At 57.4% G+C, this 21,350-nt stretch carries 24 protein-coding genes and 2 tRNA genes; 17 read left to right on the plus strand and 9 right to left on the minus strand.

What is annotated here, in order from left to right:
• The first annotated feature begins 135 nt into the window (after nucleotides 1–135).
• From EL361_RS11675 to EL361_RS11690, 4 genes are all read left to right on the plus strand, one after another.
• Nucleotides 136–1,392: a sulfite exporter TauE/SafE family protein gene (locus tag EL361_RS11675; protein ID WP_126379739.1), complete on the plus strand. Its 1,257-nt coding sequence runs from the start codon at nucleotides 136–138 to the stop codon at nucleotides 1,390–1,392.
• Between the two features lie 2 nt (nucleotides 1,393–1,394).
• The gene (locus EL361_RS11680) at nucleotides 1,395–2,105 is read left to right on the plus strand and encodes a hypothetical protein (protein WP_126379741.1); all 711 of its coding nucleotides are present in this window, start codon (nucleotides 1,395–1,397) and stop codon (nucleotides 2,103–2,105) included.
• Between the two features lie 90 nt (nucleotides 2,106–2,195).
• On the plus strand, nucleotides 2,196–4,796 hold the full coding sequence (locus EL361_RS11685) for a PEP/pyruvate-binding domain-containing protein (protein WP_172961728.1): 2,601 nt from the start codon (nucleotides 2,196–2,198) through the stop codon (nucleotides 4,794–4,796).
• A 169-nt stretch (nucleotides 4,797–4,965) separates the two neighbouring features.
• A complete protein-coding gene (locus EL361_RS11690; RefSeq protein ID WP_126379745.1) occupies nucleotides 4,966–5,301 on the plus strand; it encodes a NifB/NifX family molybdenum-iron cluster-binding protein in 336 nt (111 codons plus the stop codon).
• Nucleotides 5,302–5,458: 157 nt separating this feature from the next.
• Here EL361_RS11690 and EL361_RS11695 read toward each other — a convergent pair.
• A tRNA-Met gene (locus tag EL361_RS11695) sits at nucleotides 5,459–5,535 on the minus strand.
• 56 nt (nucleotides 5,536–5,591) lie between these two features.
• Nucleotides 5,592–5,668: transfer RNA gene (locus EL361_RS11700), tRNA-Met, on the minus strand.
• A 92-nt stretch (nucleotides 5,669–5,760) separates the two neighbouring features.
• On the opposite strand from EL361_RS11700, the gene EL361_RS11705 reads away from it, so the two are divergent.
• Together EL361_RS11705 and EL361_RS11710 are read left to right on the plus strand one after the other, a co-directional pair.
• On the plus strand, nucleotides 5,761–6,486 hold the full coding sequence (locus tag EL361_RS11705; RefSeq protein ID WP_126379747.1) for a glycosyltransferase family 2 protein: 726 nt from the start codon (nucleotides 5,761–5,763) through the stop codon (nucleotides 6,484–6,486).
• Nucleotides 6,487–6,557: 71 nt separating this feature from the next.
• Entirely contained in the window at nucleotides 6,558–7,229 is a 672-nt protein-coding gene (locus tag EL361_RS11710; RefSeq protein ID WP_126379749.1) for a TVP38/TMEM64 family protein, read from the plus strand.
• 151 nt (nucleotides 7,230–7,380) lie between these two features.
• Here EL361_RS11710 and EL361_RS11715 read toward each other — a convergent pair whose 3' ends face one another.
• Both EL361_RS11715 and EL361_RS11720 read right to left on the minus strand, forming a co-directional pair.
• Complete coding sequence (locus EL361_RS11715; protein ID WP_126379751.1) at nucleotides 7,381–7,980, minus strand: phosphatase PAP2 family protein; 600 nt, start codon at nucleotides 7,978–7,980, stop codon at nucleotides 7,381–7,383.
• 342 nt (nucleotides 7,981–8,322) lie between these two features.
• A complete protein-coding gene (locus EL361_RS11720; RefSeq protein WP_126379753.1) occupies nucleotides 8,323–8,988 on the minus strand; it encodes a lactate utilization protein in 666 nt (221 codons plus the stop codon).
• Nucleotides 8,989–9,217: 229 nt separating this feature from the next.
• Between EL361_RS11720 and EL361_RS11725 the strand changes: the two genes are divergently transcribed.
• From EL361_RS11725 to jag, 6 genes are all read left to right on the plus strand, one after another.
• On the plus strand, nucleotides 9,218–10,111 hold the full coding sequence (locus EL361_RS11725) for a flagellin N-terminal helical domain-containing protein (protein ID WP_126379755.1): 894 nt from the start codon (nucleotides 9,218–9,220) through the stop codon (nucleotides 10,109–10,111).
• A gap of 232 nt (nucleotides 10,112–10,343) precedes the next feature.
• Nucleotides 10,344–10,478 carry a 50S ribosomal protein L34 gene (gene rpmH / locus EL361_RS11730; protein ID WP_126381445.1) on the plus strand — a complete coding sequence of 45 codons (135 nt, stop codon included), beginning with the start codon at nucleotides 10,344–10,346 and terminating at the stop codon, nucleotides 10,476–10,478.
• A 23-nt stretch (nucleotides 10,479–10,501) separates the two neighbouring features.
• Nucleotides 10,502–10,843 (plus strand): ribonuclease P protein component, encoded by a 342-nt coding sequence (rnpA, locus tag EL361_RS11735; protein ID WP_232034770.1) that lies wholly within the window; start codon nucleotides 10,502–10,504, stop codon nucleotides 10,841–10,843.
• Nucleotides 10,844–10,863: 20 nt separating this feature from the next.
• On the plus strand, nucleotides 10,864–11,136 hold the full coding sequence (yidD, locus tag EL361_RS11740) for a membrane protein insertion efficiency factor YidD (protein WP_126379757.1): 273 nt from the start codon (nucleotides 10,864–10,866) through the stop codon (nucleotides 11,134–11,136).
• Entirely contained in the window at nucleotides 11,129–12,733 is a 1,605-nt protein-coding gene (gene yidC / locus EL361_RS11745; protein WP_126379759.1) for a membrane protein insertase YidC, read from the plus strand. Before yidD ends, yidC begins: the two co-directional genes overlap by 8 nt.
• A 57-nt stretch (nucleotides 12,734–12,790) precedes the next feature.
• On the plus strand, nucleotides 12,791–13,804 hold the full coding sequence (jag, locus tag EL361_RS11750) for an RNA-binding cell elongation regulator Jag/EloR (protein ID WP_126379761.1): 1,014 nt from the start codon (nucleotides 12,791–12,793) through the stop codon (nucleotides 13,802–13,804).
• 125 nt (nucleotides 13,805–13,929) lie between these two features.
• On the opposite strand, the gene EL361_RS11755 is transcribed toward jag, so the two are convergent.
• Entirely contained in the window at nucleotides 13,930–15,216 is a 1,287-nt protein-coding gene (locus tag EL361_RS11755) for a type III PLP-dependent enzyme domain-containing protein (RefSeq protein ID WP_197723434.1), read from the minus strand.
• 136 nt (nucleotides 15,217–15,352) lie between these two features.
• Between EL361_RS11755 and thrB the strand changes: the two genes are divergently transcribed.
• From thrB to EL361_RS11780, 5 genes are all read left to right on the plus strand, one after another.
• Nucleotides 15,353–15,892: a homoserine kinase gene (thrB, locus tag EL361_RS11760; RefSeq protein ID WP_126379765.1), complete on the plus strand. Its 540-nt coding sequence runs from the start codon at nucleotides 15,353–15,355 to the stop codon at nucleotides 15,890–15,892.
• A complete protein-coding gene (locus EL361_RS11765) occupies nucleotides 15,889–16,470 on the plus strand; it encodes a hypothetical protein (protein WP_126379767.1) in 582 nt (193 codons plus the stop codon). Before thrB ends, EL361_RS11765 begins: the two co-directional genes overlap by 4 nt.
• Before the next feature lie 16 nt (nucleotides 16,471–16,486).
• Nucleotides 16,487–16,972, plus strand: coding sequence for a hypothetical protein (locus tag EL361_RS11770; RefSeq protein WP_126379769.1), 486 nt, complete (start codon nucleotides 16,487–16,489; stop codon nucleotides 16,970–16,972).
• 122 nt (nucleotides 16,973–17,094) lie between these two features.
• Nucleotides 17,095–17,724 carry a Crp/Fnr family transcriptional regulator gene (locus EL361_RS11775; protein ID WP_126379771.1) on the plus strand — a complete coding sequence of 210 codons (630 nt, stop codon included), beginning with the start codon at nucleotides 17,095–17,097 and terminating at the stop codon, nucleotides 17,722–17,724.
• A 130-nt stretch (nucleotides 17,725–17,854) separates the two neighbouring features.
• A complete protein-coding gene (locus EL361_RS11780; RefSeq protein ID WP_126379773.1) occupies nucleotides 17,855–18,322 on the plus strand; it encodes a FlxA-like family protein in 468 nt (155 codons plus the stop codon).
• A 161-nt stretch (nucleotides 18,323–18,483) separates the two neighbouring features.
• Here the strand turns inward: EL361_RS11780 and EL361_RS11785 are convergent, their stop codons facing one another.
• The 4 genes from EL361_RS11785 to EL361_RS11800 form a co-directional block, all read right to left on the minus strand.
• Nucleotides 18,484–18,873: a hypothetical protein gene (locus tag EL361_RS11785; protein WP_126379775.1), complete on the minus strand. Its 390-nt coding sequence runs from the start codon at nucleotides 18,871–18,873 to the stop codon at nucleotides 18,484–18,486.
• Between the two features lie 122 nt (nucleotides 18,874–18,995).
• Nucleotides 18,996–19,919 (minus strand): hydroxymethylbilane synthase, encoded by a 924-nt coding sequence (gene hemC, locus EL361_RS11790; protein WP_126379777.1) that lies wholly within the window; start codon nucleotides 19,917–19,919, stop codon nucleotides 18,996–18,998.
• Between the two features lie 323 nt (nucleotides 19,920–20,242).
• Nucleotides 20,243–20,485 carry an FmdB family zinc ribbon protein gene (locus EL361_RS11795; RefSeq protein ID WP_126379779.1) on the minus strand — a complete coding sequence of 81 codons (243 nt, stop codon included), beginning with the start codon at nucleotides 20,483–20,485 and terminating at the stop codon, nucleotides 20,243–20,245.
• A 16-nt stretch (nucleotides 20,486–20,501) separates the two neighbouring features.
• Nucleotides 20,502–21,119: a D-sedoheptulose 7-phosphate isomerase gene (locus EL361_RS11800; protein ID WP_126379781.1), complete on the minus strand. Its 618-nt coding sequence runs from the start codon at nucleotides 21,117–21,119 to the stop codon at nucleotides 20,502–20,504.
• Nucleotides 21,120–21,350 lie beyond the last annotated feature (231 nt).

Below are 21,350 nucleotides of genomic sequence, written 5' to 3' on the forward strand. Positions count from 1 at the left end.
ACAGCGGGGAGTACCAGGGCCTGAGCCACGGTTCAAGGTCAACTCCGTGCTTCCCTGACCGGTGAGCGCCGGCAACCGAACATGGCCCGACACCAACGGCACAACGAGACAACATCTTCACAAGGAGACGAAGCAATGCGAACGTTATTCAACTTTCTCATGGAAGGAGCCAAGGCCCACGCACGATGGGACTATGAGGTTTCCATGAGTATTCTGCACAGCAGAAAACGGATGATCCTGGTGCTGTGCCTGGCTCTTCCGGCAATCATATTCTCCGTGGCCATGGCTGGGGACATTGGCGGACTGCCCGAGATCCTGGGCGGTAAGAAGGCCTACACTCCGGCGTTCTACACCCCTGAAGTCTTCCTGGTTTCCATCGTCATCGGCCTCTGTGCCGGACTGATTACAGGCTGTATCGGCGCAGGTGGTGGATTCATCATCACCCCTGCACTGATGAGTGCAGGTATCAAGGGTATCCTTGCGGTGGGAACGGACCTGTTCCATATTTTCGCCAAGGCCATCATGGGCACCGCTGTTCACAAGAAGTTGGGCAACGTCTCCGTGGGGCTGGCCGTGGCATTCCTGGTGGGCTCCATTGTCGGAGTCACGGGCGGGGGGTTGATCAACCGGGCCCTGTACGACATCAACCCGGTGCTGTCCGATACGTTCATCAGCGTCATCTACGTGGTGCTGCTCGGATTCCTGGGCATCTATGCCATGGTGGACTTCCTGAAGCTCAGGGGCAAGGACTCCGACGGCGACGCCCACGGCTCCGCCCCCTCCGGCGAGCTTGGCCTGCCTGCCAAGCTCCAGGCCACCAATATCCCTCCCATGATCACCTTTGACGAAGATCTGGTCCCCGGTGGCAAGAAGATCTCCGCCCTGTTCGTGGCCCTGTCCGGCGCACTGGTGGGCTTCCTGGCCGCCATCATGGGCGTGGGTGGCGGATTCGTGACCTTCCCCGTGTTTGTCTATGTGCTGGGCGTTTCGTCCTTCACCACCGTGGGTACCGACATCCTGCAGATCATCTTCACCGCAGGTTATGCCTCCATCACCCAGTACGCCATTTATGGCTTCATTTTCTACACCCTGGCCATGGGCATGCTGCTCGGTTCGCTGCTGGGTATCCAGGTCGGCGCACTGACCACCAAGCTGGTCAAGGGTATCTACATCCGTGGCTTCTACGCCACCGCCATCCTGGCCGGTTTCATCAACCGACTGTTTGCCCTGCCCGGCAAGCTGACCGAGATGCAGTACCTGTCATTGTCCAGTGACACCACGGGGCTCCTCACCAGCATCGGCAACTGGAGCTTCTTTGTGGTGGTGGGCATCTTCGGAGTCTGGGTCATCGGAACGTTCATCACCAAGATCGGTCAACTGAGGGAGGACTAATCATGCTAGTCAAAGACAAGAAGCACTTCAACCTGGGCCTCGCGATGGCAGTGGGGTTCCTGGCCGTATTTGCCTATATGTTCACTCCGAACTTCGGAAACGGACAGAACGCCTTCGAAGCCTCGGACAAGATGTTCAACTCCATCTCCAAGGGGTCGACCAACTATATCCCGATGCTCAAGGACCAGGCCAAGGCCTTTGACAGCACCAGAGTCGATTTGATTGTGCTCGCCAAGGAAGCGGCCTTTGCCGAAAGGGCAATGCGGCTGCTCTCTGCCAACAATCTGAGCGCCACTCTGGATGGTTCGGGACTCCGCATCCAGGAGAACCTTGGAGCCATCCTCGGGGCAGCCCTTGATGATTCCAAGCTCATGTTCAACAACAACGGCGCAGACCTCACCAGCCGGTATGGCATGCCGGAAAAGGAAGCCATGTATGTCTGGTGGAAGCTCTTCCAGAGTATGGACAAGAGCCTCAAGGCCAAGAAGCAGTTCAAGGAGGCCAAGTTCACGGCCACAGTCGTGGCAAAGGGAGTGGAAGTCGGCTACAACTATTACAAGGTCGAACCGGAGAGCGCATCCAGCAAGATGGGGATGCTTGTTTTCTCTCTGGTCTTCTATGTCGTCTACACCCTCTGGTGGGGATACTCCATCTTCTTCCTGTTTGAGGGAGTGGGTCTGGTCATGAAGGCCGGAGCCAAGAAGGAAATGTAGCAATCAGAAGCGCATCCGCCGTGGCACGCACGACGGAACACGGGGCGGGCGATGCCCGCCCCGTCAAACCGACGTCCAAACAGGCTTGCCATGATCAATTTTTTTCGACGCATCTTCGGACGCAGCACGACAAACGCCGTGGATGAAGAGAGGTTGCGAGCCGAATTCCAATCTCGCTACCACCACTTCCGACAACTCCTGCGTCACGACCGTGAGGCGCACGAATGCATGATGGATATCGAGGAAGCACTGCGCGGTGAAGCCCTCTTCGATATGCCTTTCGTCCGCCAGCTCGCCACCCGTGCTACGGAATCCACCTCACGAATTGTCGCAGACCTGATGTCCCTTGCCCCAGGCCGCTACGACAACCTTCAGACCAGATTTCAGACCATCCAGGCCAATATCTCTCCACATATCGAACCCCGACAGCCCCCGAAAACAGGCCCTCTGACGGTAAACCTCGCCGAAATCAGTAGAGAACTGGCAGATTTCGTGGGCCCAAAGATGGCTTACCTCGGAGAAGCCGGGGCCATGCCTGGCATCGACATCCCGCAAGGCTTTGTCATCAGCGCCGAATCCTATCGCAGGTTCATGTCCCACCGTGGCTTGAAGCAGGAAATTCGACAGCGAATACGTACAGCCAACCTGAATGGAGCCAAGGAAAACGAGGAAGTCCTGTTCCAGTTGGCCTCCTCCCTTCAACAACTGATCATCGAGTCCCCCCTGCCCGATGATGTTGCCGCAGCCATCATGGACGGCATGGACAGCCTGGATGATGGTCAACGGCTGCGTGTGGCCATGCGTTCCAGTGGCCTTGGCGAGGACTTGGCCGAAGCCGCCTTTGCCGGACAATACAAAACAAAACTCAATGTCAGCCGTGACGAAGCACTGCTGGTCTATAAAGTGGTGGTGGCCTCCAAGTATGGCCGCCAGGCCATGAGCTACCGCTGGAGAAAGGGCATTCGTGACGAGGATGCCGCCATGTGCGTCGGAGTGATGCGCATGGTCGATGCCACGGCAGGAGGTGTTGCCTATTCCTCGGGCGCCATGGACCCTCTGGATTTAAACGTCTCGGTGCATTCGACCTGGGGTCTGCCCAAGACTGTTGTGGACGGTTCCGCCGATGCGGACCTGTTCCGCTTTGATCGGTGCAATCCTCCGACCATGCTGGACAGAACCATCGCCCACAAGGACACGTTGTTCGCCTGCCGCCCGGATGAAGGCACCTGTAGCCAGGAGGTGGAATCCTCACGTTGCGACAAGCCATCACTGACCAACAGCAAAGCCAAAGCAATCGCCGCACTGGCCCTGAGACTGGATGAGCATTTCGGTTCCCCGCAGGACATCGAATGGGCTCTGGATGCAAAGGGCAACATCATTCTGCTCCAGACACGCACTCTTTTGCGACCACTCGCCCCGATTCAGGATCTGTGGCAGGCGGCGGAACAGGACGACGCAGCACCTCTGGGCCACGTGCTGTTGTCCGGAGGCAACACGGCCTCCCCCGGCTCAACCTGCGGCAAGGTCTTCCGTGCCCGTTCCCAGGCCGATCTGCTGCTGTTCCCGGAAGGTGATATCCTGTTGATCCGGCAGGCTCTGCCCTCATGGGCACCTCTGATGCACCGGGCACGTGGAGTGATCTCGGAGATGGGCAGCGCGGCAGGACACCTCGCCAATGTTGCTCGGGAATTTGATGTCCCCGCCCTGTTCGGGCTCAAAGGGGCATACGGTTCACTGGAACCGGGAGCAACAATCACCCTCGATGCCAACACCCGCAAGGTCTATCAGGGGCGGATTGAAGGCCTACATGGATGTGGCCCCCGCAGCGCAGAGACCATCCGAAACAGCCCTGTACACGCCTCGCTCAGGGGCGCAGCGAGGCATATTCTGCCCCTGCACCTGCTGGACCCGGACTCACCTGAATTTCGGCCCAGAAACTGTGAGAGCCTGCACGATCTCGTACGCTTCTGCCACGAGAAATCCGTGCGCGAGATGTTCTCATTCGGGCAGGACAGGCAGTCACCCCGCACATCGGCCAAGCAACTGTACCACGACGGAGCCAAGCAATTCTGGGTGCTCAACCTGGACGATGGCTATTTGAAAGACGAGGACGAACGGTTCATCCGGCTGGAGAACATCGCCTCTATCCCCATGTTGGCCCTGTGGGAGGGAATAAATGCCGTCCCTTGGGAAGGGCCACCGCCCGTCAACGCCAGGGGATTACTATCCGTGATGTTCGAGGCCACGGCCAATCCGGCTCTGGAGCCTGCTCTGGCGTCCCACTACGCCCAGCGGAACTATTTCATGGTCACCAGAAATTTCGTCAGCCTCCAATCCCGGTTCGGCTTCCATTTTTGCGGAGTGGAAGCCCTGGTGGGCGAGCAGGAATCCGACAACTATGCCGAATTCCAATTCCAGGGTGGCGCGGCGGGGCGGAGGCGCAGAATCCTGCGCACGAAACTGATTGCGGATCTGCTTCAGGAAAGGGACTTCCGGGTCAAGCTGCGTGGGGACGCCCTGTCTGCCAGGATGGAAGGCTTCGACCGCGCATCCATGGTACGACGCCTTCGGGCCTTGGGCTACCTGATCATCCACACCCGTCAGCTGGACATGATCATGGCCGACCCGGCCGAGGCGCAGCGACGACGAAAGATGCTCTCGGGACAGCTGGACAAATTTTTTCTTGACTGAAAAAGGCCGCAACACCTGAGACCAGCCCAACGTCATCAAATCACGCCCTCTCCATTCAAAACAGGCGAATCCTGCGTCCCTACCAGGAAAGCTCCACCTGTAAACTCATGATTTAATGGACAACTCATACCGGCATTGATTTTGAAGGTACATTTCAAAGAGGTGCAAGATGTGTATCGCTGTTGCTGCTGATGGGCCGAAAATGGAGAGCCATGTGGAACCAGTCCTGGGGCGTGCCGATTGGTTCGTCATCGTGGAGGACGGAAAAACTCTCATTGAAGCCATCCAAAATCCTCATCGAGATGATAAGGAAGGCTGCGGCGTGAAGGTTGCCCGTATGCTGGAGTCCATGGGCGTAAAGGCTGTACTCTCAGGCAATTGTGGCCCCAAAGCGGCTCTTGCCTGCCGTAGTTCAGGAACAAGCATCTCTTTTTCGCGTAAAGACACGGTGAGTGAAGCCGTTGTCCGATACATGGAACTGGAGGAGACCAGCCGGTTGAAATAGCCTCGCACCATGAACCACATGCTCATCTGCGCCCCCCGCAAAAGAAGGAGGAGCAAGGTGTTCCCTCATGCCAAGACCTCAATCAGACACGACTCCATCGACAACGTTGAATAAAAAAAGGGCCTACGATTCTCATCGTAAGCCCTTGAACTTCATTTGGTAGCGGGGACAGGATTTGAACCTGCGGCCTTCGGGTTATGAGCCCGACGAGCTACCGTACTGCTCCACCCCGCAACACTATTCTGTTAAGAAAGGGCCTACAGTTTATTCACTGCAAGCCCTGAAAATTTTGGTAGCGGGGACAGGATTTGAACCTGCGGCCTTCGGGTTATGAGCCCGACGAGCTACCGTACTGCTCCACCCCGCAACGCTGTCGAGAAAGGGCTTATAAACATCCGGGCTCGCCATTGTCAAACCCTATTTACAATTATTTTTGATTCCCGTATTCCTCTCCCGGTCATGCCAAACATAAAGTCCATATCGCTGGTGATCCCCGTTTTCAACGAGGAAGCCAACCTACCGGTCCTGCATAAGGAAATCAGCACTGCCCTGACGGGAATCAAGCCCAGTTGGGAAGTGATCTATATCAACGACGCCAGCACGGATAACTCCCTGGCCGTCATCCGCGACCTCGCCGCCAAGGACGAGCACGTGCGCTATCTGTCCTTCAGGGAAAACCGGGGCCAATCCGCAGGATTCGCCGCAGGATTCCAGCATGCCACGGGGGACGTCGTCGTCACCCTGGACGCCGACCTCCAAAACGACCCCGCCGACATCCCGTCCATGCTCGCCATGTACGATGCCGAGGGAGCTGACATGGTCATTGGCTGGCGCACCACCCGCAAGGATACCGCCGTCAAACGCCTGTCCTCGCGCATCGGCAACGCCGCCCGCAACTGGTGGACCCGCGAGACCGTGCACGACACTGGCTGTTCGCTGAAGGTCATGCGCACCGAGATGGCCCGCCGGATGCCCATGTTCAAGAACATGCACCGTTATCTGCCCACGTTGATGAAGATGCAGAAGGCCAAGGTGATGGAGACTCCGGTCAATCACCGCCACCGCATGCACGGCGAAAGCAAATACGGCACTTGGGACCGCTTGAAGGCTGGCCTCTACGACCTGATTGGCGTGCGCTGGTTGCTGGACCGGGCCATCGATTACGACATCGAAGACCAGAAGTAATCCCGGCCTTCCCTCTTCGCTCACCCTGAGCTACCCTGCGCCCACAGCAAACACCAACGGACAGACGCCGCATGGATCGCAAACAGGCCCGTACCTATCTGAAAGGATCAATCATGCTCGCCACACTGGTGGGCGTGGGTCTTGCCTTGCGCATGGCGGGTCTGGATGAAGCCCTGAACGAACGCTGGATCGACGCCCATATCCGCGGGCAGGGGCTGGCAGGCTGGGCACTGTTCATCGGCATGGCGGGCCTGTTCACGGGCATTGGCCTGCCCCGGCAGATCATCAGCTTCCTTGCGGGATATGCATACGGATTCATAGGTGGAACCCTTGCGGGGACCATCGGCACGGCTCTGGGCTGCGCCCTGGCCTTCTGCTTTGCCCGGTTCTTGGGCCGGCGCACCGTAACCGAGCGCTTCGGCGGCAAGATCGGAAAGGTCGACAAATTCCTGCGGAACAATCCGTTTTCCATGACCCTGATCATCCGTTTCATGCCCGTGGGCAGCAACATCCTGACCAATCTCGTGGCAGGAGTCAGCTCTGTTGGAGCCTTGCCATTCCTGGCCGGATCGACCATCGGCTTCATCCCCCAGACCCTGATCTTCGCCCTGTTGGGCAGTGGCTTCAAGGTCGATTTCGCCTGGCGAGTCACCCTGGCCGTCATCCTGTTCGGCATCTCCACCTGGTGGGGATTTGTGCTCTATCGCAAGAAGCGGGCGGGCAGCGTGATCAACGGGGACTAGTTCCCCGACTCTCATTTCAGCCCCACCATTACGCATCAGGGGCCAAGCCACACGCCACCAGACCACTCTTATGCCCATGCAATTGCACTGGCCCCGAGTCACAAGATAAATTGCGCTGCACCCTACTCGTCCGGGGTTCTCTTGCCCCGACCTAGCCGCCGGGCAGCCCCAAGGGCCTCCCGCCACGGACCAGTTTGAGCACAATCCAGACCGCCAAGGCCGCACCAATCCCGAACAGCCAGCCCATGAGCACGTCCGTGGGATAATGCTTGCCCAGATACAGTCGCGACCAGCCCACCAGCAGAGGCATCGCCCAGACATAACGCCGGGTCCCAGGCCAGAGCAGCCAGATGAGTACGGCGGCAGCCATGGCATTGGCCGCATGGGCCGATGGATAGGAATTGCCGTGCACCTTGGTCTGTACAAAATCTGCGGGGCGCTGCTGCCACTGCCCATCCTCCACGAAATGGGTCTGAGCCAGGGCATTCAGGGGTCGGACCCGACCGGTGGCCTTCTTGACCAGATTCGTTCCGCCATCAGCCGCGCCTACGGCCAGGGCCAGAATGAGCAGGCCCGCCAACTGAGCCTTGCCGTAACGCCGCGCACCCAGCGCCAATCCACCCAGCACAATCAACCACAGGAACACGGCCGATGAAATGAGCGGCATCAGCCAATCGAACAGGCCATTTCTGAACACGCCATTGGCGAATTCGAATAGGGCCAGATCCCAACTGGGTGTCATAAAATTCATATTCTTCCTTGGTCCAAGCGGATGAAAAACGCACGGTTGCTTCGGTGTTTCGGATCGATGCAATTCTCGCGTACTGATCGTGTACGCGTCGGCCCGCATTGATCCTCACGCCTCGAACTCGCCCATTTTTGAGCCGCTTGCAAGCCGGGATGTTGCACTCCAAGCAGCCCTTTCAGATTCTGAAGGCGCTCAATAATCCAATTCCAACTCATTCTTCAAAGGTGGCTCAAAAGGGAGCGGATGTCAGGAGCAAGAAAGAATCGAGATCGACGCGTATCTGAACATACGCAAGAGTTCGATTATTTCACAGTGACACCGCAGACGGCCCCTTTTCAGCCGCCTTTAAAAGCCGAGTTCCTGGTCGATTAGGATCACCTTGATGCGATTCTTAGGCCACGACTTCTCGGTAATCGCCCAAGTATTGCAAATACGCTCCGGGCTGGTGCAATTCTCACAGCGCAGGGTCTTGACGCACGGAGTCTTGCGGTCCAGGCGCATGCTATTCACAGGAGCGGCGTGGTCCTTGATCCGAGCAAAGGCTGCGTCCAGATTCGGAACGATCTTGTTGCGGCCTACCACCACAATGACAAACCTCGGACCAAAGGCCAGAGCAGCCACACGATTGCCCGTGCCATCCAGATTCACCAGTCGACCGTCCTCGGTAATGGCATTGGTGCCGGTCAGGAACACATCGGAAAGCAATGCCTTGCGCCGTATATTGAGCACCTCGAAACGCGGCACTGAGGTGTCATAGGTATCCAGCACCTCCAGCTCGGGCACAGCCTTGACCCCTTCGTAAATGCCCGAGTGCACCAAGGTCATGGAGCCGCCAAAGGAGGCTGACTTGACGTGCTCGTCCTGCATCATCCTGGGCAGCAACTCGTCAACCACCAGCGTTCGCGCAGCTCCAGCACCAGACACGATATATGGCTCGAAATTATTACGGGCCAGGGCCTTTTTCAATTGATTCAGCCTTCCTTCGTGGAACGCATCAAGGGGCTTATCCATCTGTCGATCTCCCTTTGGTTTCTTCAGCCACAAGTGCCAAGCCGCAGGCCTGGGGTCAAGGTCGTCCATGCACGCCTCGCTTGCCACCTTCTGCAAAAAATTCATTCAATTCCAGAAAAAGCCTGCCACCCCTTAAGTTTTCCTGGTTATGGACGATAGGAAAGTTGGTAACGGATTTTTGTTTCCACCGTCTGGCGTGCCACTCAATCCGATTCAACATGGGGCAAACATGTCATTGGTTATCAACAACAACCTCATGGCCATAAACGCCGCCCGAAATATGGGATCGGCCTTTTCCATGCTGGCCTCATCGGTCAGCCGCCTGTCTTCGGGGCTGCGCGTCACCAGCGCTGCGGACGACGCAGCAGGCCTCGCCATTCGCGAATTGATGCGCTCCGAAATCGCCGCCATGCATCAGGGTGCCCGCAACGTCAACGACGCCATTTCCCTCATCCAGACCGCAGACGGCGCAGCCCAGGTCATCGATGAAAAATTGATTCGCATGAAAGAGCTGGCCGAACAGGCCGCCACCGGAACCTACAACTCAGACCAACGCCTGATCATCGATTCCGAGTATCAGGCCATGGCCTCTGAAATCACCAGAATCGCCAACGCCACGGACTTCAACGGCATCCACCTGCTCAATGGCAACCTTTCGGGCGAAAATTCCGCCCACGTTGGCTCGGCTCTCGTCCCAACCGGACCGCTCAAAGTGCACTTCGGCTCGGGTAACGATTGCTCCGAAGACTACTATTACATCTCTATAAACAACGCCACGGCCTCGGCTCTGGGCGTGGGCAACCAATCCGCTGCGGGTGCCGGGTTCTCCATCTCCACCCAGTCCGCTGCCCAGTTCGCCCTGGATGCCATCAAGAACGCCATCGTCTCCAAGGACAAGATCCGAGCCAACCTCGGCGCACTGGAAAACAGGCTCTATGCCGTAACCAACCTGGAGATCATGGCGGAAAACCTCCAGGCCTCGGAATCACGCATTTCGGATGTGGATGTGGCCCTGGAGATGACACAATTCGTGCGTGCCCAGATCATGTCCCAGGCCGCTGTCGCCATGCTGGCCCAGGCCAATTCCCTGCCTCGCATGGCCATGCAACTCATTGGCGGCTAATCTCCGGTTTGAAAAATCAGAACACAGGATAGGCTTGACAAGCAAGCCGCGCTGGTGCACATAGACCAGCCGCGAAGAGACTGATCGTGGAACGTGGGATACCGCGTCCTTTCAGCCTTTTCGCACCACGAAACGATGAAAACCCGCTGGCCGCGCGCACCCTCCGGGGTTGACTTCGCGCCGGGCAACGGTTAATTACTGCCGTTTACTTTGCCACTCAAGGAGAGTTCAAATGAAAAGAACATATCAGCCCAGCAAAATCAGAAGAAAAAGGACCTGCGGATTCCGTGTCCGTTCCAGCACCAAAAACGGCCGCGCCATCCTGCGTCGCAGGCGCGCAAAGGGACGCAAGAGATTATCAGCTTAAGCTTTCCGCGAGATAACCGTCTTTTGAAACGACCCCGGTTCCTTGCCTGCTATGAGCGGGGAAGGAAATTCCATTCCAGGCATTTCATTGTATTCGCGCTCCCCAATACCGCCCCACAGGCGACCTGGCGTCTTGGGGTGGCGGTGAGCAAGAAACTGGGGTCAGCGGTTCGTCGCAACCGCATCAAGCGCCTCCTGAGGGAGTTCTTCCGCTTGCACAGGGCCGAACTGACGGCTCCCATTGACTACGTCGTAGTCCCCAAGCGCCATGTGGACGCCAAACGATTGGGCATGGCACTTGTTCAGGAAGAACTCTCGGCACTGGTGGCCAAATCATTAAAAGCACCAGGCCCTACCGCGGGTTGAATCCCGCAGGCAATAAGAGCATGAGAACCGCACTCTGTCTGCTCATTCGCGCCTATCAGCGCGCCATTTCTCCCTTATTCCCGCCATCGTGTCGGTTCGTCCCCACTTGCTCGTCATACGCCATCGAAGCCCTCACCGTTCACGGTGCTCTCAAGGGGTCCTGGCTTACCCTGCGCCGCTTGCTGCGCTGCCACCCCTTGTGCAAGGGAGGTCTCGATCCCGTGCCTCCCAGACCGGACTCGGCCGCAGGGTCCCCAACAGCCAACATCCACACAGGTATGAACAATGGATAATGACAATACAAAACGTACGTTGATCGCCATTGGCCTCTCCACCCTGATCCTGCTGGGCTGGACGTATTTCTTTTCCCCCCAGCCCCAGCCCGCACAGGCGCCTGCCGAGCAGGCTGCGACCATGCAGAATTCCCCGGCAACGGCATCCGTTCCGGCGGAACCCAAAGAGGCTCCCGCCTTCGTTCCGGTCGATGGCCAGGATGTGGTGGTCGAGACCCCTTTGTTCAAGGCCGTCCTCAATTCCGCAGGCGGTATCCTGACCGACTTCGAACTCAAGAATTACACGACCAGCATTGAGCCCGGTGCTCCCCAGGTGAATCTGGTGTCCTCCGCCGCCATGGACAAAGGCCTGCTGGGTATCCTTTGGAATGGTCAGGGCTCCTGGCGCAGCGGCCAGTGGGCCGCGCCCGAGCAGACCCGGGTTACCGTTTCCGAAGGTGACGAGACCAACGTCACCTTCTCCGGTGTGTTTGGCGGGTTGGCCATTGTGCGCACCCTGACTTTCAAGGCCGATTCCTACCTGATCAAGGAAGACATCGCCCTGACCAACACCTCGACGACCCCCATCTCGGGTCGCCTGGGCTTCACCCTGGCCAGCAAGCCCCTGACCCACCCTGACGATCGTTACAACATGACCCGTGTCTCCTGGCTCGACGCCGAAGGCACTGACAACGAGAATGACCGCGAAGATCTGGGTGCTGGAGTCTCCCGCCTCGATGGCGTGGGCTGGGGCGCTATCCAGTCCAACTATTTCGTCCTGGCCGTAGCCCCCGAAGCGGGCAACCTGGCCATGCACGCCAAATATGCCGGCGATCTGTTCCGCATCCAGATGGATAAGGAAAACATCGATCTGGCTCAGGGCACTCAGGTAAACGTTGGCAACAACTACTACTTGGGTCCCATCAGCGAGAACTTCCTTGCAGGCACCCCCAACGGCCTGGAAAGCATCGTGACCTACGGGTTCTTCGATGTCCTGGCCAAGCCCTTGCTGCAACTGCTGAACTTCCTGTACGGCATGGTCGGCAACTGGGGTGTCGCCATCATCCTGCTGACCGTCATCATCAAGATCGTGTTCTGGCCGCTCTCCAACAAGAGCTACAAGTCCATGAACAAGATGAAGAAGATTCAGCCGCTCATGGCCAAAGTCCGCGAGCAGTACAAAGATGACCGCCAGAAGATGAACGAAGAGATGATGCGGCTGTACAAGACCTACAAGGTCAACCCGGCTGGCGGCTGCCTGCCGATGATGATGCAGATCCCCGTATTCTTCGGCCTGTACCAGGCACTGCTTGGAGCCATTGAGCTTCGCCATGCCTCGTTCATCGCCCACGTGCCCTTCACTGACATCGTCTGGCTGGCCGACCTTTCGGCCAAGGATCCCTTCTACGTCACGCCGCTGATCATGGGTGCATCCATGTTCCTGCAGCAGAAAATGACTCCTTCGCCCGGCGACCCGACCCAGGCCAAGGTGATGCTGTTCATGCCGGTCATCTTCACCTTCCTGTTCCTGAACTTCCCTTCGGGGCTGGTTGTGTACTGGATGGTGAACAACGTCCTGTCTATCGCCCAGCAGTGGATGCTGACCCGCGACGCCTAACGGCGTCGCGCAGGCTGGCACCGGTAGCTCCCCCTGGTATCATTGCAAGGAGTTCTGATGAGCGAGTTCAAGGAATTCACGGGCAAAGGCGTAGACGACGCCATCGAAGCTGCGTGCACGCACTTTGCCCTTTCCAGAGAGAAACTAGAGATCGAGATCATCTCCGGCGGATCGGCAGGTATCTTCGGCCTGATGGGCAAGAAGAAGGCTGTGGTTCGCGCCAAGCGCCGCGAGAAGCGTCAGCCTTTTGCTGATCTGCAACGTGACGCAGCGACCAAACGTCGTGAAGAGCCTTCGGTACAGGAAGCCAAGCCGCAGGTCGAACAGACTCCGCGTGAGGAAGCGAAACCACGCACCGAGGTTAGGCCCGCAAGCGAACCGAAGCCACGCCGCGAGGCAAAGCCCGAACCCCGTCGCGAGAACAAACCGGCTCCGGCACGTGCCCCTCGGCCCGAACGAGAGAAGGAGACAGCTCCGCGGCGCGATCCCGCACCGGAGCCTCGTCGCAAAACTCAATCCGAACCGACTAGGCGCCCCCAGAACGTTGATCCCCGCCCTGCGGCAACGCCTCCTGACGCCCAAGCCCTCGAAGACGCTGTCCGCGAGGTTCTGGTCAAACTGCTGGAGCCCATTGTCGGCGAAACCAAGCTGGTCTTCAGCCAGGAGTCCGGACGCCTCAAGGTCCTCATCGATGACGAGCCCAACTCCGGCCTGATCATTGGCCGCGAGGGCCAGACCATCACGGCTCTGCAATACATTACCAATCGCATCGTCGCCCGCAAGTTCCAGACTTCGGTCCGCGTCCATCTGGATGCAGGCGACTACCGCGACAAACAGGACGACAACCTGCGCAAGCTGGCTTTGTATCTGGCTGACAAGGCCAAGAATCAGGGCCGGACGCAGAGCACCAAGCCGCTGTCTTCCTATCATCGCCGCCTGGTCCACCTGGCCTTGCAGGACGATGCCAGCATCGCCACCCGTTCCAAGGGTGAGGGACCGCTCAAGCGCGTGCTGATCTACCCCGCAAACGACAATCGCCGCGGCGGAGGACGTCAGCAGCAGCGGGCCTAGCAACACGACTCCAGGCGGATGACCGCAGCTAGCGCTTCGCTATGCGGACTCGACAAATCAAAAGGGGAACTCCAAACGGAGTTCCCCTTTTTTTCATGGGCTCGAAAAGTATCCTGAAAAATACATTATTCCCAAAAACGCAGGACCTGTTCCACGCTTTCCCGTGCCCGCAGGATCGTGAAGCGCGGGCCTTCTTCACTACGCGTCATGCCCAGCACCGCTGGCATCTGGCGCGAATTATAGCGGGACCACATGGAGAGGGTGTAAGCGCCCACATCCCGAAAACAGACAGCATCTCCCTGCTCAAGAAGCGGCAGCGACACATCACGGGCAGGCAGATCTCCTTGAAAGCACAAGGGCCCGGCAATGGTCTGCACAACGGCCTCGCCAGCCTTGATCTGCCCGGAACCATCAACAGCCAGCACATCATGATGCCAATCGCCGGGGTTGTAGCATTTGCGCAGAAACATATCCGCCCCAAGATGCGTCACAGCGGTGACCACTCCGGCTTGTGTTTTCACGTATTCCACGCGGGCAGCAGCAAAGGCCGCGTTGGCATGGATGGCCCGTCCGAATTCCGTGGCAATGCGATAGCGCCCCGACCAGAGTTCCGGGCATCTTTGGCGCAAGGCCTGGGCGTAGTCCATCAGGGATGATTTGGGTTCGGAATCCCTATAGGTTGCGGGTAAGCCCCCCCCGATGTCCAGCAGACGAATCCGCTCCGGCAACCGCGAATTGATCTCCTCGGCCAGATCGAGCAGGGTCCGCACCCCGGCACAGAGTTGCTCCAGAGAACAGCCCTGAGAACCAACATGAGAATGCAACCCGGTCAACCATGAATAGCGCTCAAAAGCGGCCAGAATCTCATCACGGCACTCGCTCACTGGGACGCCGAATTTGGAATATTGACCTGCCACTGAGGTCGTGGCGATAGCCCCTGCCCCAACCTGCGGGTTGACGCGCAAGCCAATCCCACCGTGGAGCTTCGCAGCACCAATGCTCGCTCCCCCCAGCAGCCCGGCCATGCGCTCAAGTTCCTGAAAATTGTCGGCATTAAGGACAATCCCGCGTTCTAAAGCCAAGCGCAATTCGGCATGGGTCTTGGCAGGGGAATCAAACAGGATGCGCTCCGGCCCGAAACCGGCCCCAAGGGCCAATTCCAACTCGGGCAGGGATGCGGCTTCGGCCCCTATACAGGGATGCTCGTCGGCCAATCGCCGCAGCACTGCAGGGAGGGGGTTGGCCTTGACCGCCACGGCATGCAATGTGCCCTCTGGAAATGCCTGTCTGGCTTCCTGCAATCGCGAACGCAGCCGGTCGAGATCATAGATGATCAGACTTGTATCTTCGCTGCCCATCAGCCCCCGCTCCATGGCCGATTGCAGGGCCCGAGCCACCTCCAAGGGTGTCATTCGAATGTCCATGACCCCATGCTAATCCCTGCCTGCCGGATTGGGAAGCCTTGACAGGGCCTGTTTTTTACCGCATTCCACGCCGGGTGGGGAGGGCATCCCACACCCCGCTCAATGACCACACAGGAAGAACGAAATGGTAGCTTTCAGCACCAGACAGACAGACGAAGGTTGCGTCACCCTGATCGGCATGGCCGGTGCAGGGAAGACCACTGTGGGCAAGGCCCTGGCCGAGCATCTGCAATGGGCCCACATGGATACTGACCACCTTCTCGAGTCCTTCTTTGGCCGCCCTTTGCAAGATATCTTCGATGCTCTCGGTCGCGAGAGCTTTATTCGGACCGAAGAGGAAATCGTTACGCAGATTTTTGCCAAGCGTGCTGTCATTTCCACCGGCGGCAGCGTCATCTACGGAGCCGAAGCCATCGCGCGCCTGAACACACTTGGTCCTCTGGTCCATCTCGACCCCGGCGTTGAGACCACCTGTGCTCGTGTAGGCGGCGCCCAGGGACGTGGCCTTGCCATCGCCGACGGGCAGACCGTCCAGGATCTCTACAACGAACGCAAGCCGCTCTACGAGCAGATCGCCGACCTCACGCTGGACACCGCCAGCCTGTCCCCCGAGGATTGCGCCAGGCATATCGCGGATTGGCTTGCCCATCAGGATAAATCATGAAACGCAACCGCACCGGCGTATTCCGCCGCCTGGAAGCCCTGTACGCACGCATGCAACAGGCTTACGACACCACCGTAGGCGAGACGGGATTTACCTGTCAGGGCTGCGAGAACAACTGCTGCACCAGCTATTTCCAGCACCATACTTATGTAGAGTGGAGTTTTCTGTTCAAGGGACTGGATGACCTGCCCGCTGAAAAGCGCGAGCAGTACATGACCCGTGCTCAGGACTATGTCCATGCCGCTCAGGACTCCCTGAACAAGGGCGAACGGCCTTCGGCCATGTGCCCTCTGAACGATGACGGATTGTGCGGATTGTATCGCCATCGCTTGATGATCTGCCGACTGCACGGGGTTCCGCACGTGCTGGCCGGACGGATGGGACAACTCAACGAATACCCCGGTTGTTTCCGCTTTCCCAACGAGGCCGGTGCAAACCCACTGGACCGCACCCCCTTGTACCGGGAACTTGCCAAGCTGGAGATGGATTTCCTGGGTTCTCGCATGGCTCGCCTGCCCAAAGTCAACTTGACTCTTGCCGAAATGATGGTGCAAGGTCCTCCTAAGCTCACAACCTAAGCCCTTGGAAGCACCGATGAAACGCCTGATCGCCTGCCTTGCGATCATCATAAGCCTGACAGCCCTGTGGGGCTGCTCCAGCACCAACGTCAAGCACCTTGCCCGGCAGCCCTGGACTCTGGATGCCAATCAAAGTTTGGCAATGAAGTTCTGGCGTTTCGACTACCGTATCGTCCCCACCAATGACCAGTTCAGCGTATGCGGTTCGGCTCTTCCTTTGAGTGACGCCATCCCCGCCTGGGCCAATCAAGTGGCTGACATCTGGTTTGCCGCCTATCTCTCCGACGCCAGCGGCAAGGTAATCGCGCAGGACCTGCGCGTGTTTGAGCCTGGCTCTCTGGACAGGGATTCGGGCATCGGCTTCGAATTCCGCTTAAAACCCGAAACTCTTCCCACCAGAAACGAATTGTTCATCACCTTTGGCTACCGCATGAAACTCACTGGTGACCGCGGCAAGAATGAAGTCTTCTTTGCCAGTGAAGGCGCCATGACCCGTTTCTAACTGCCCTTCCCCTCTCCGCGCTTCCCCCATTGCCGCGACAGCGGAAACCCGCTATATTCGAGATGATTTTCGATCGCCTTGCTGCGATCATTTTATGATCACGATGCGCGCAGGAGGTCTGCATGGCCAGCCCAAAAAGCTCTTTTCTGGTTCGAAACTTTCTCAAATACTCCGTCATCTTCGGTGAGGGGTCCAAAGGGGACTCCGCCTATCTGCTCAAGGAAGGGCGCGTTGAAATCTCCAAGATGATGGACGGCAAAAAGAAAGTGTTCGCCATCCTGAAGCCCGTCTCGATGTTTGGCGAGATGGCCATCCTGCTGGGTGACGAAAAGCGCACAGCCACTGCTGTGGCCCTCGAAGATTCCAAGGTTGTCGAAATCAAGAACGACGATTTTCAGGAATACATCAGGCAAAGCCCACCCATGATCTCCACACTGCTCAACGTGCTGGTACACCGTCTGAAGACAGCAACCAGCAAATCCCTGCGTGTTCCGAATATTTTTGTGGGAATCTGTAATGTGTTCACCCTGTTTGGTAAACACGGAAATAGAAACCTAAACTATCTCGACTCGTTGAATTACCTGAGTTCTTCCTTCAATACCAACAAGGAAACCATCGACAAGGTTCTGGAAACTCTGGAGCAGGAGAAAATGATCGAATTTCGCATGAACGACCAGCGAGAAAAGACCATTTATCTCATCGAGATTGAAGATTTCGCTGCCAAGGCCGCCGAAAAACGCAAAGGCCTGTAGCCGATCACTCCCACCCATTCCATCAAGGGCGCTCCTGCGGGCGCCCTTCTTTGCTCTCTGCCCCCCTGACTCAACAGTTTCCCTCAAGTTTTGACCGAACTCGCCGATAGGATATCGAGAGGAGTCCGTCATGCCGTCAATTTCTTTGGATGCTATGCTCGATGCAGCCCTGTCATTCACCATGGGCAAAAAGCAGGAGCCTGTGGTGGCCAAGCCCGTCGAGGAATCCACGGGAGATCCCATGCGGGATTACGTGATCGAACTCTCCGAAACGGCCAAGAAGCTGGCTGCCGAAGACAACCCCTTTGACAATCTCTTGAATAAGGCTGGGCTGGGGGGAGGCTCGGGAGATACTTCGGAAGACGAGGGCACAAGCATCATCGACCAGTTGAAAGAACGTATCCAGCAATTGCAGGACGAAATCAGCGAAATTCAGTCCAGTGACCTGTCTGCCGAAGAAAAACAGCAGCAACTGGCACTCAAACAGTCCGAGCTGGCCCAACTGCAATCGCAGTTGCAACAGCTATACGATGATCAGCAGGGAGCTGGGGCCCAGGTCGGAGGTAGCAGTTTCATGAATACAGGCAGCCTGACCTAGGCAACTCTTCCCACTCGACACAACAAAGGCCCGGGCATATTCCCGGGCCTGTTCTTTTCATTGCCAGACGACCTTCTGGTCCAATCATCCCGACACCCTGCTCTTAATCTCCACTGAAGCAGGGACGCTGAGTCTCAAGACATCTACGAGCGAACCGGAAATCAGTAATCGAATTTGGCTTCGAATTCGAAATCGGCAAGATGCCGGGGTTTGAGGGGAAAGCTTCCCGAGAAATCACATCCGGCTTCCATGGACTCCAGCTTGAGCTTGCCCTTGCCATCGTAAGCGACAAACGAAGCAGAGACCTTGCCTTTGGCAACCACGAAACCGTCCTCGAATTCAAATTCGAAAATTGAATTCTTCTGGTCGAGCAGCCCCGTTGCCACGGACTTGCCAAAGACCCAGGCCTCGACCTTGACCTGAGGCGGATAGGTCTTGCCCGCATCCCATTTCAAGGTCACGCACTGCAGCAGGACATCTCCCGTGTTCTCGGCATGGGTAGGCACTGCCAATACAAGGACCAGCACTAGCGCCGCGATGATTCTATACATAGTCACTCCCCTGTTCCAGACATCATAGCAGACCCGGCCCGGGCCTCCAAACATAACCGCCCGCCCTGTGCATGACAGGACGGGCGGAACTATTGATGGATCAGGAGCACGGTTCCGGGTGATTACAATTCGCCGTAGACCCGCTCAAGGATTTCGTCGCCACCGGCCTCGATCACCTTTCTGGCCAAGCCCAGACCGATCTCGAAGGCATCAGCCACCGGACCTTCAGCTTCCATGCGGATAGGGTTGGAACCATCGGTATCGGACAGGTAGCCCGTCAGGTGCACGGTCTGCCCGTCGTGCTCCGCATAGGCGGCAATGGGGACCTGACAGCCACCTTCCAGGCCAGTCAGAAAACCACGTTCAGCCTGAACCTGAATTTTGGAAGGTTCATGATTCAAAAAGGCCAGCATCTCTGCCATGGGACCATCAGCCTTGTATTCGATCCCCAGAGCGCCCTGGGCAACGGCAGGCAGAAATTCGGGCGGTGCCAACAGCGAGGACTTGGGCGCTTCGAGTTCCAAACGCTTCATGCCCGCAGTGGCCATGACGATGGCGTCGTATTCCCCTTCCACCAGCTTGCGCAGACGGGTGTCCACATTGCCTCGCAGGTCACGCACTTCCAGGTCTGGACGCAGCGCCTTGACCTGTGCGCCACGGCGCAGGCTGGAGGTTCCAACAGTGGCGCCCTGAGGCAATTCGGCCAAGCTGCCGTAATGGACGGACAGCAGCGAGTCGGTATTATCCTCACGTTCGGGGATAACACCCACAATAAGCCCTTCGGGTAATTCGGTGGGAACATCCTTCATGCTGTGCACGGCCAAATCGGCACGGCCATCCAGCAGGGCTTCCTCGATCTCTTTCACGAACAGGCCCTTGCCGCCGACCTTGGCCAGAGGAACATCAAGAATCTTGTCCCCGGTAGTCTTGATCTTGAGCAGATCGACTTCAAGGCCGTGATACTGACCTTCGAGCAGGGACTTGATGTGATTGGCCTGCCACAGAGCGAGTCTGCTGCCACGCGTGGCGATGGTGATCTTTTTCATTGAGTATTCCCGATAGCTTGATGGGGTATGCCGTCAAAGGGCAAACATCCATTATTTGTATTGTCTACTAGCCGGTCAGTGACACATCCCAAAAAATCGCCGGCCCTGCTGACCGCCCAGAGTGATTTGGGGGTAGGCCCAGAAGAATCAACCCACGGGTATCCAGAGGTTATTCCTCAAGTCTAACCACTAACATTCTGGCGAAATTGTTCAGAATGGTTCAAGAACGAGGTGCAAAAAAGGCATTGGGCCGAAGTGTATATGAAACACATGAGGATCAATGTCTTTCGCAGCACCAAGGTCATTGGATCATTCTGGACGATTTAGCCGCAGGAAGAGCAGTCGCCACCGGAACACCCGGCACAACCACCGCCGCCACCAGCAGACGCCGCCGGGGCGGTACCCAGATCAGCGGCAGGGCCACCGGCCTTGTGCCGACAGCAGGACATCAATTTCCCGGTCTTGTCGGAGCCGCAAGCCGGACACTTCACGATACCAGGGGTACCGAAGACGATTTCCTCGAATTCGTTGCCGCACTTGTCACATTTGTATTCAAAAATAGGCATCAATTCCTCCGTGAGACTATTCGCCCTCAAGATAGGGCTGCAGTTCGGTCACGGCTTCAAAGAGGTAATAGTCCACCAGGCGACACAACATGTGCCCGATGGTGATCTGGACCTCCTGGATCAGCGGGGTCTGCTTGCTGGGGACCATGAGCAGATGGTCACAGAACGGGGCCATCTCGCCACCGCCCTGGCCCACCATACCAACGGTGGTCACCCCACGCTCGCGTCCGGCACGCAGGGCATGCACCAGATTCGGGCTGTTGCCCGAGGTGGAAATCGCCACCAGCACATCACCCCGGTTGCCCAGGGCCAGAACCTGTTTCTCAAAAATCTGATCGAAGCTGTAATCGTTGCCAATAGCGGTAATAATGGAAGTATCCGTGGTCAAGGCCACAGCGGGTAACGGAGGCCGTTCCAGCAGGAAACGATTCACGAATTCCGCGGCCAGATGCTGGGCATCCGCTGCTGAACCACCGTTGCCTGCAAACAGCATCTTCCCGCCACGAGCCAGAGCCACAGCCATAATGCGTGCCACATCCACGACCTTGTCGGTCGACTCCCGAAAATACTTTTCCCGGAGTTCGCACCCGGCAGCCGAATGCTCTAATACAATCCTGCGTGTTTCATCGGACATGCATTGCTCCTTCCTGAAAATCACAAACCTTTTCAGGCCTGCTGTCAACGGACCTCAGCTACCCCAATTCCCGCCTGCTGACAACTCCGCACGCCGCTCCTACAGCGCCCATTCGCTGCGCATTTCACAAAAGTGGAACCTCTTTTTTGCACAAACACAACAAATCCTATTAACAAAATTGTATACACCCAACTTCCCGGAATTGTAACACTTTCATATATAACCTTCGCT

It is taken from the genome of Desulfovibrio ferrophilus, assembly GCF_003966735.1.
In the GTDB taxonomy this organism is placed as follows: Bacteria; Desulfobacterota; Desulfovibrionia; order Desulfovibrionales; family Desulfovibrionaceae; genus Desulfovibrio_Q; species Desulfovibrio_Q ferrophilus.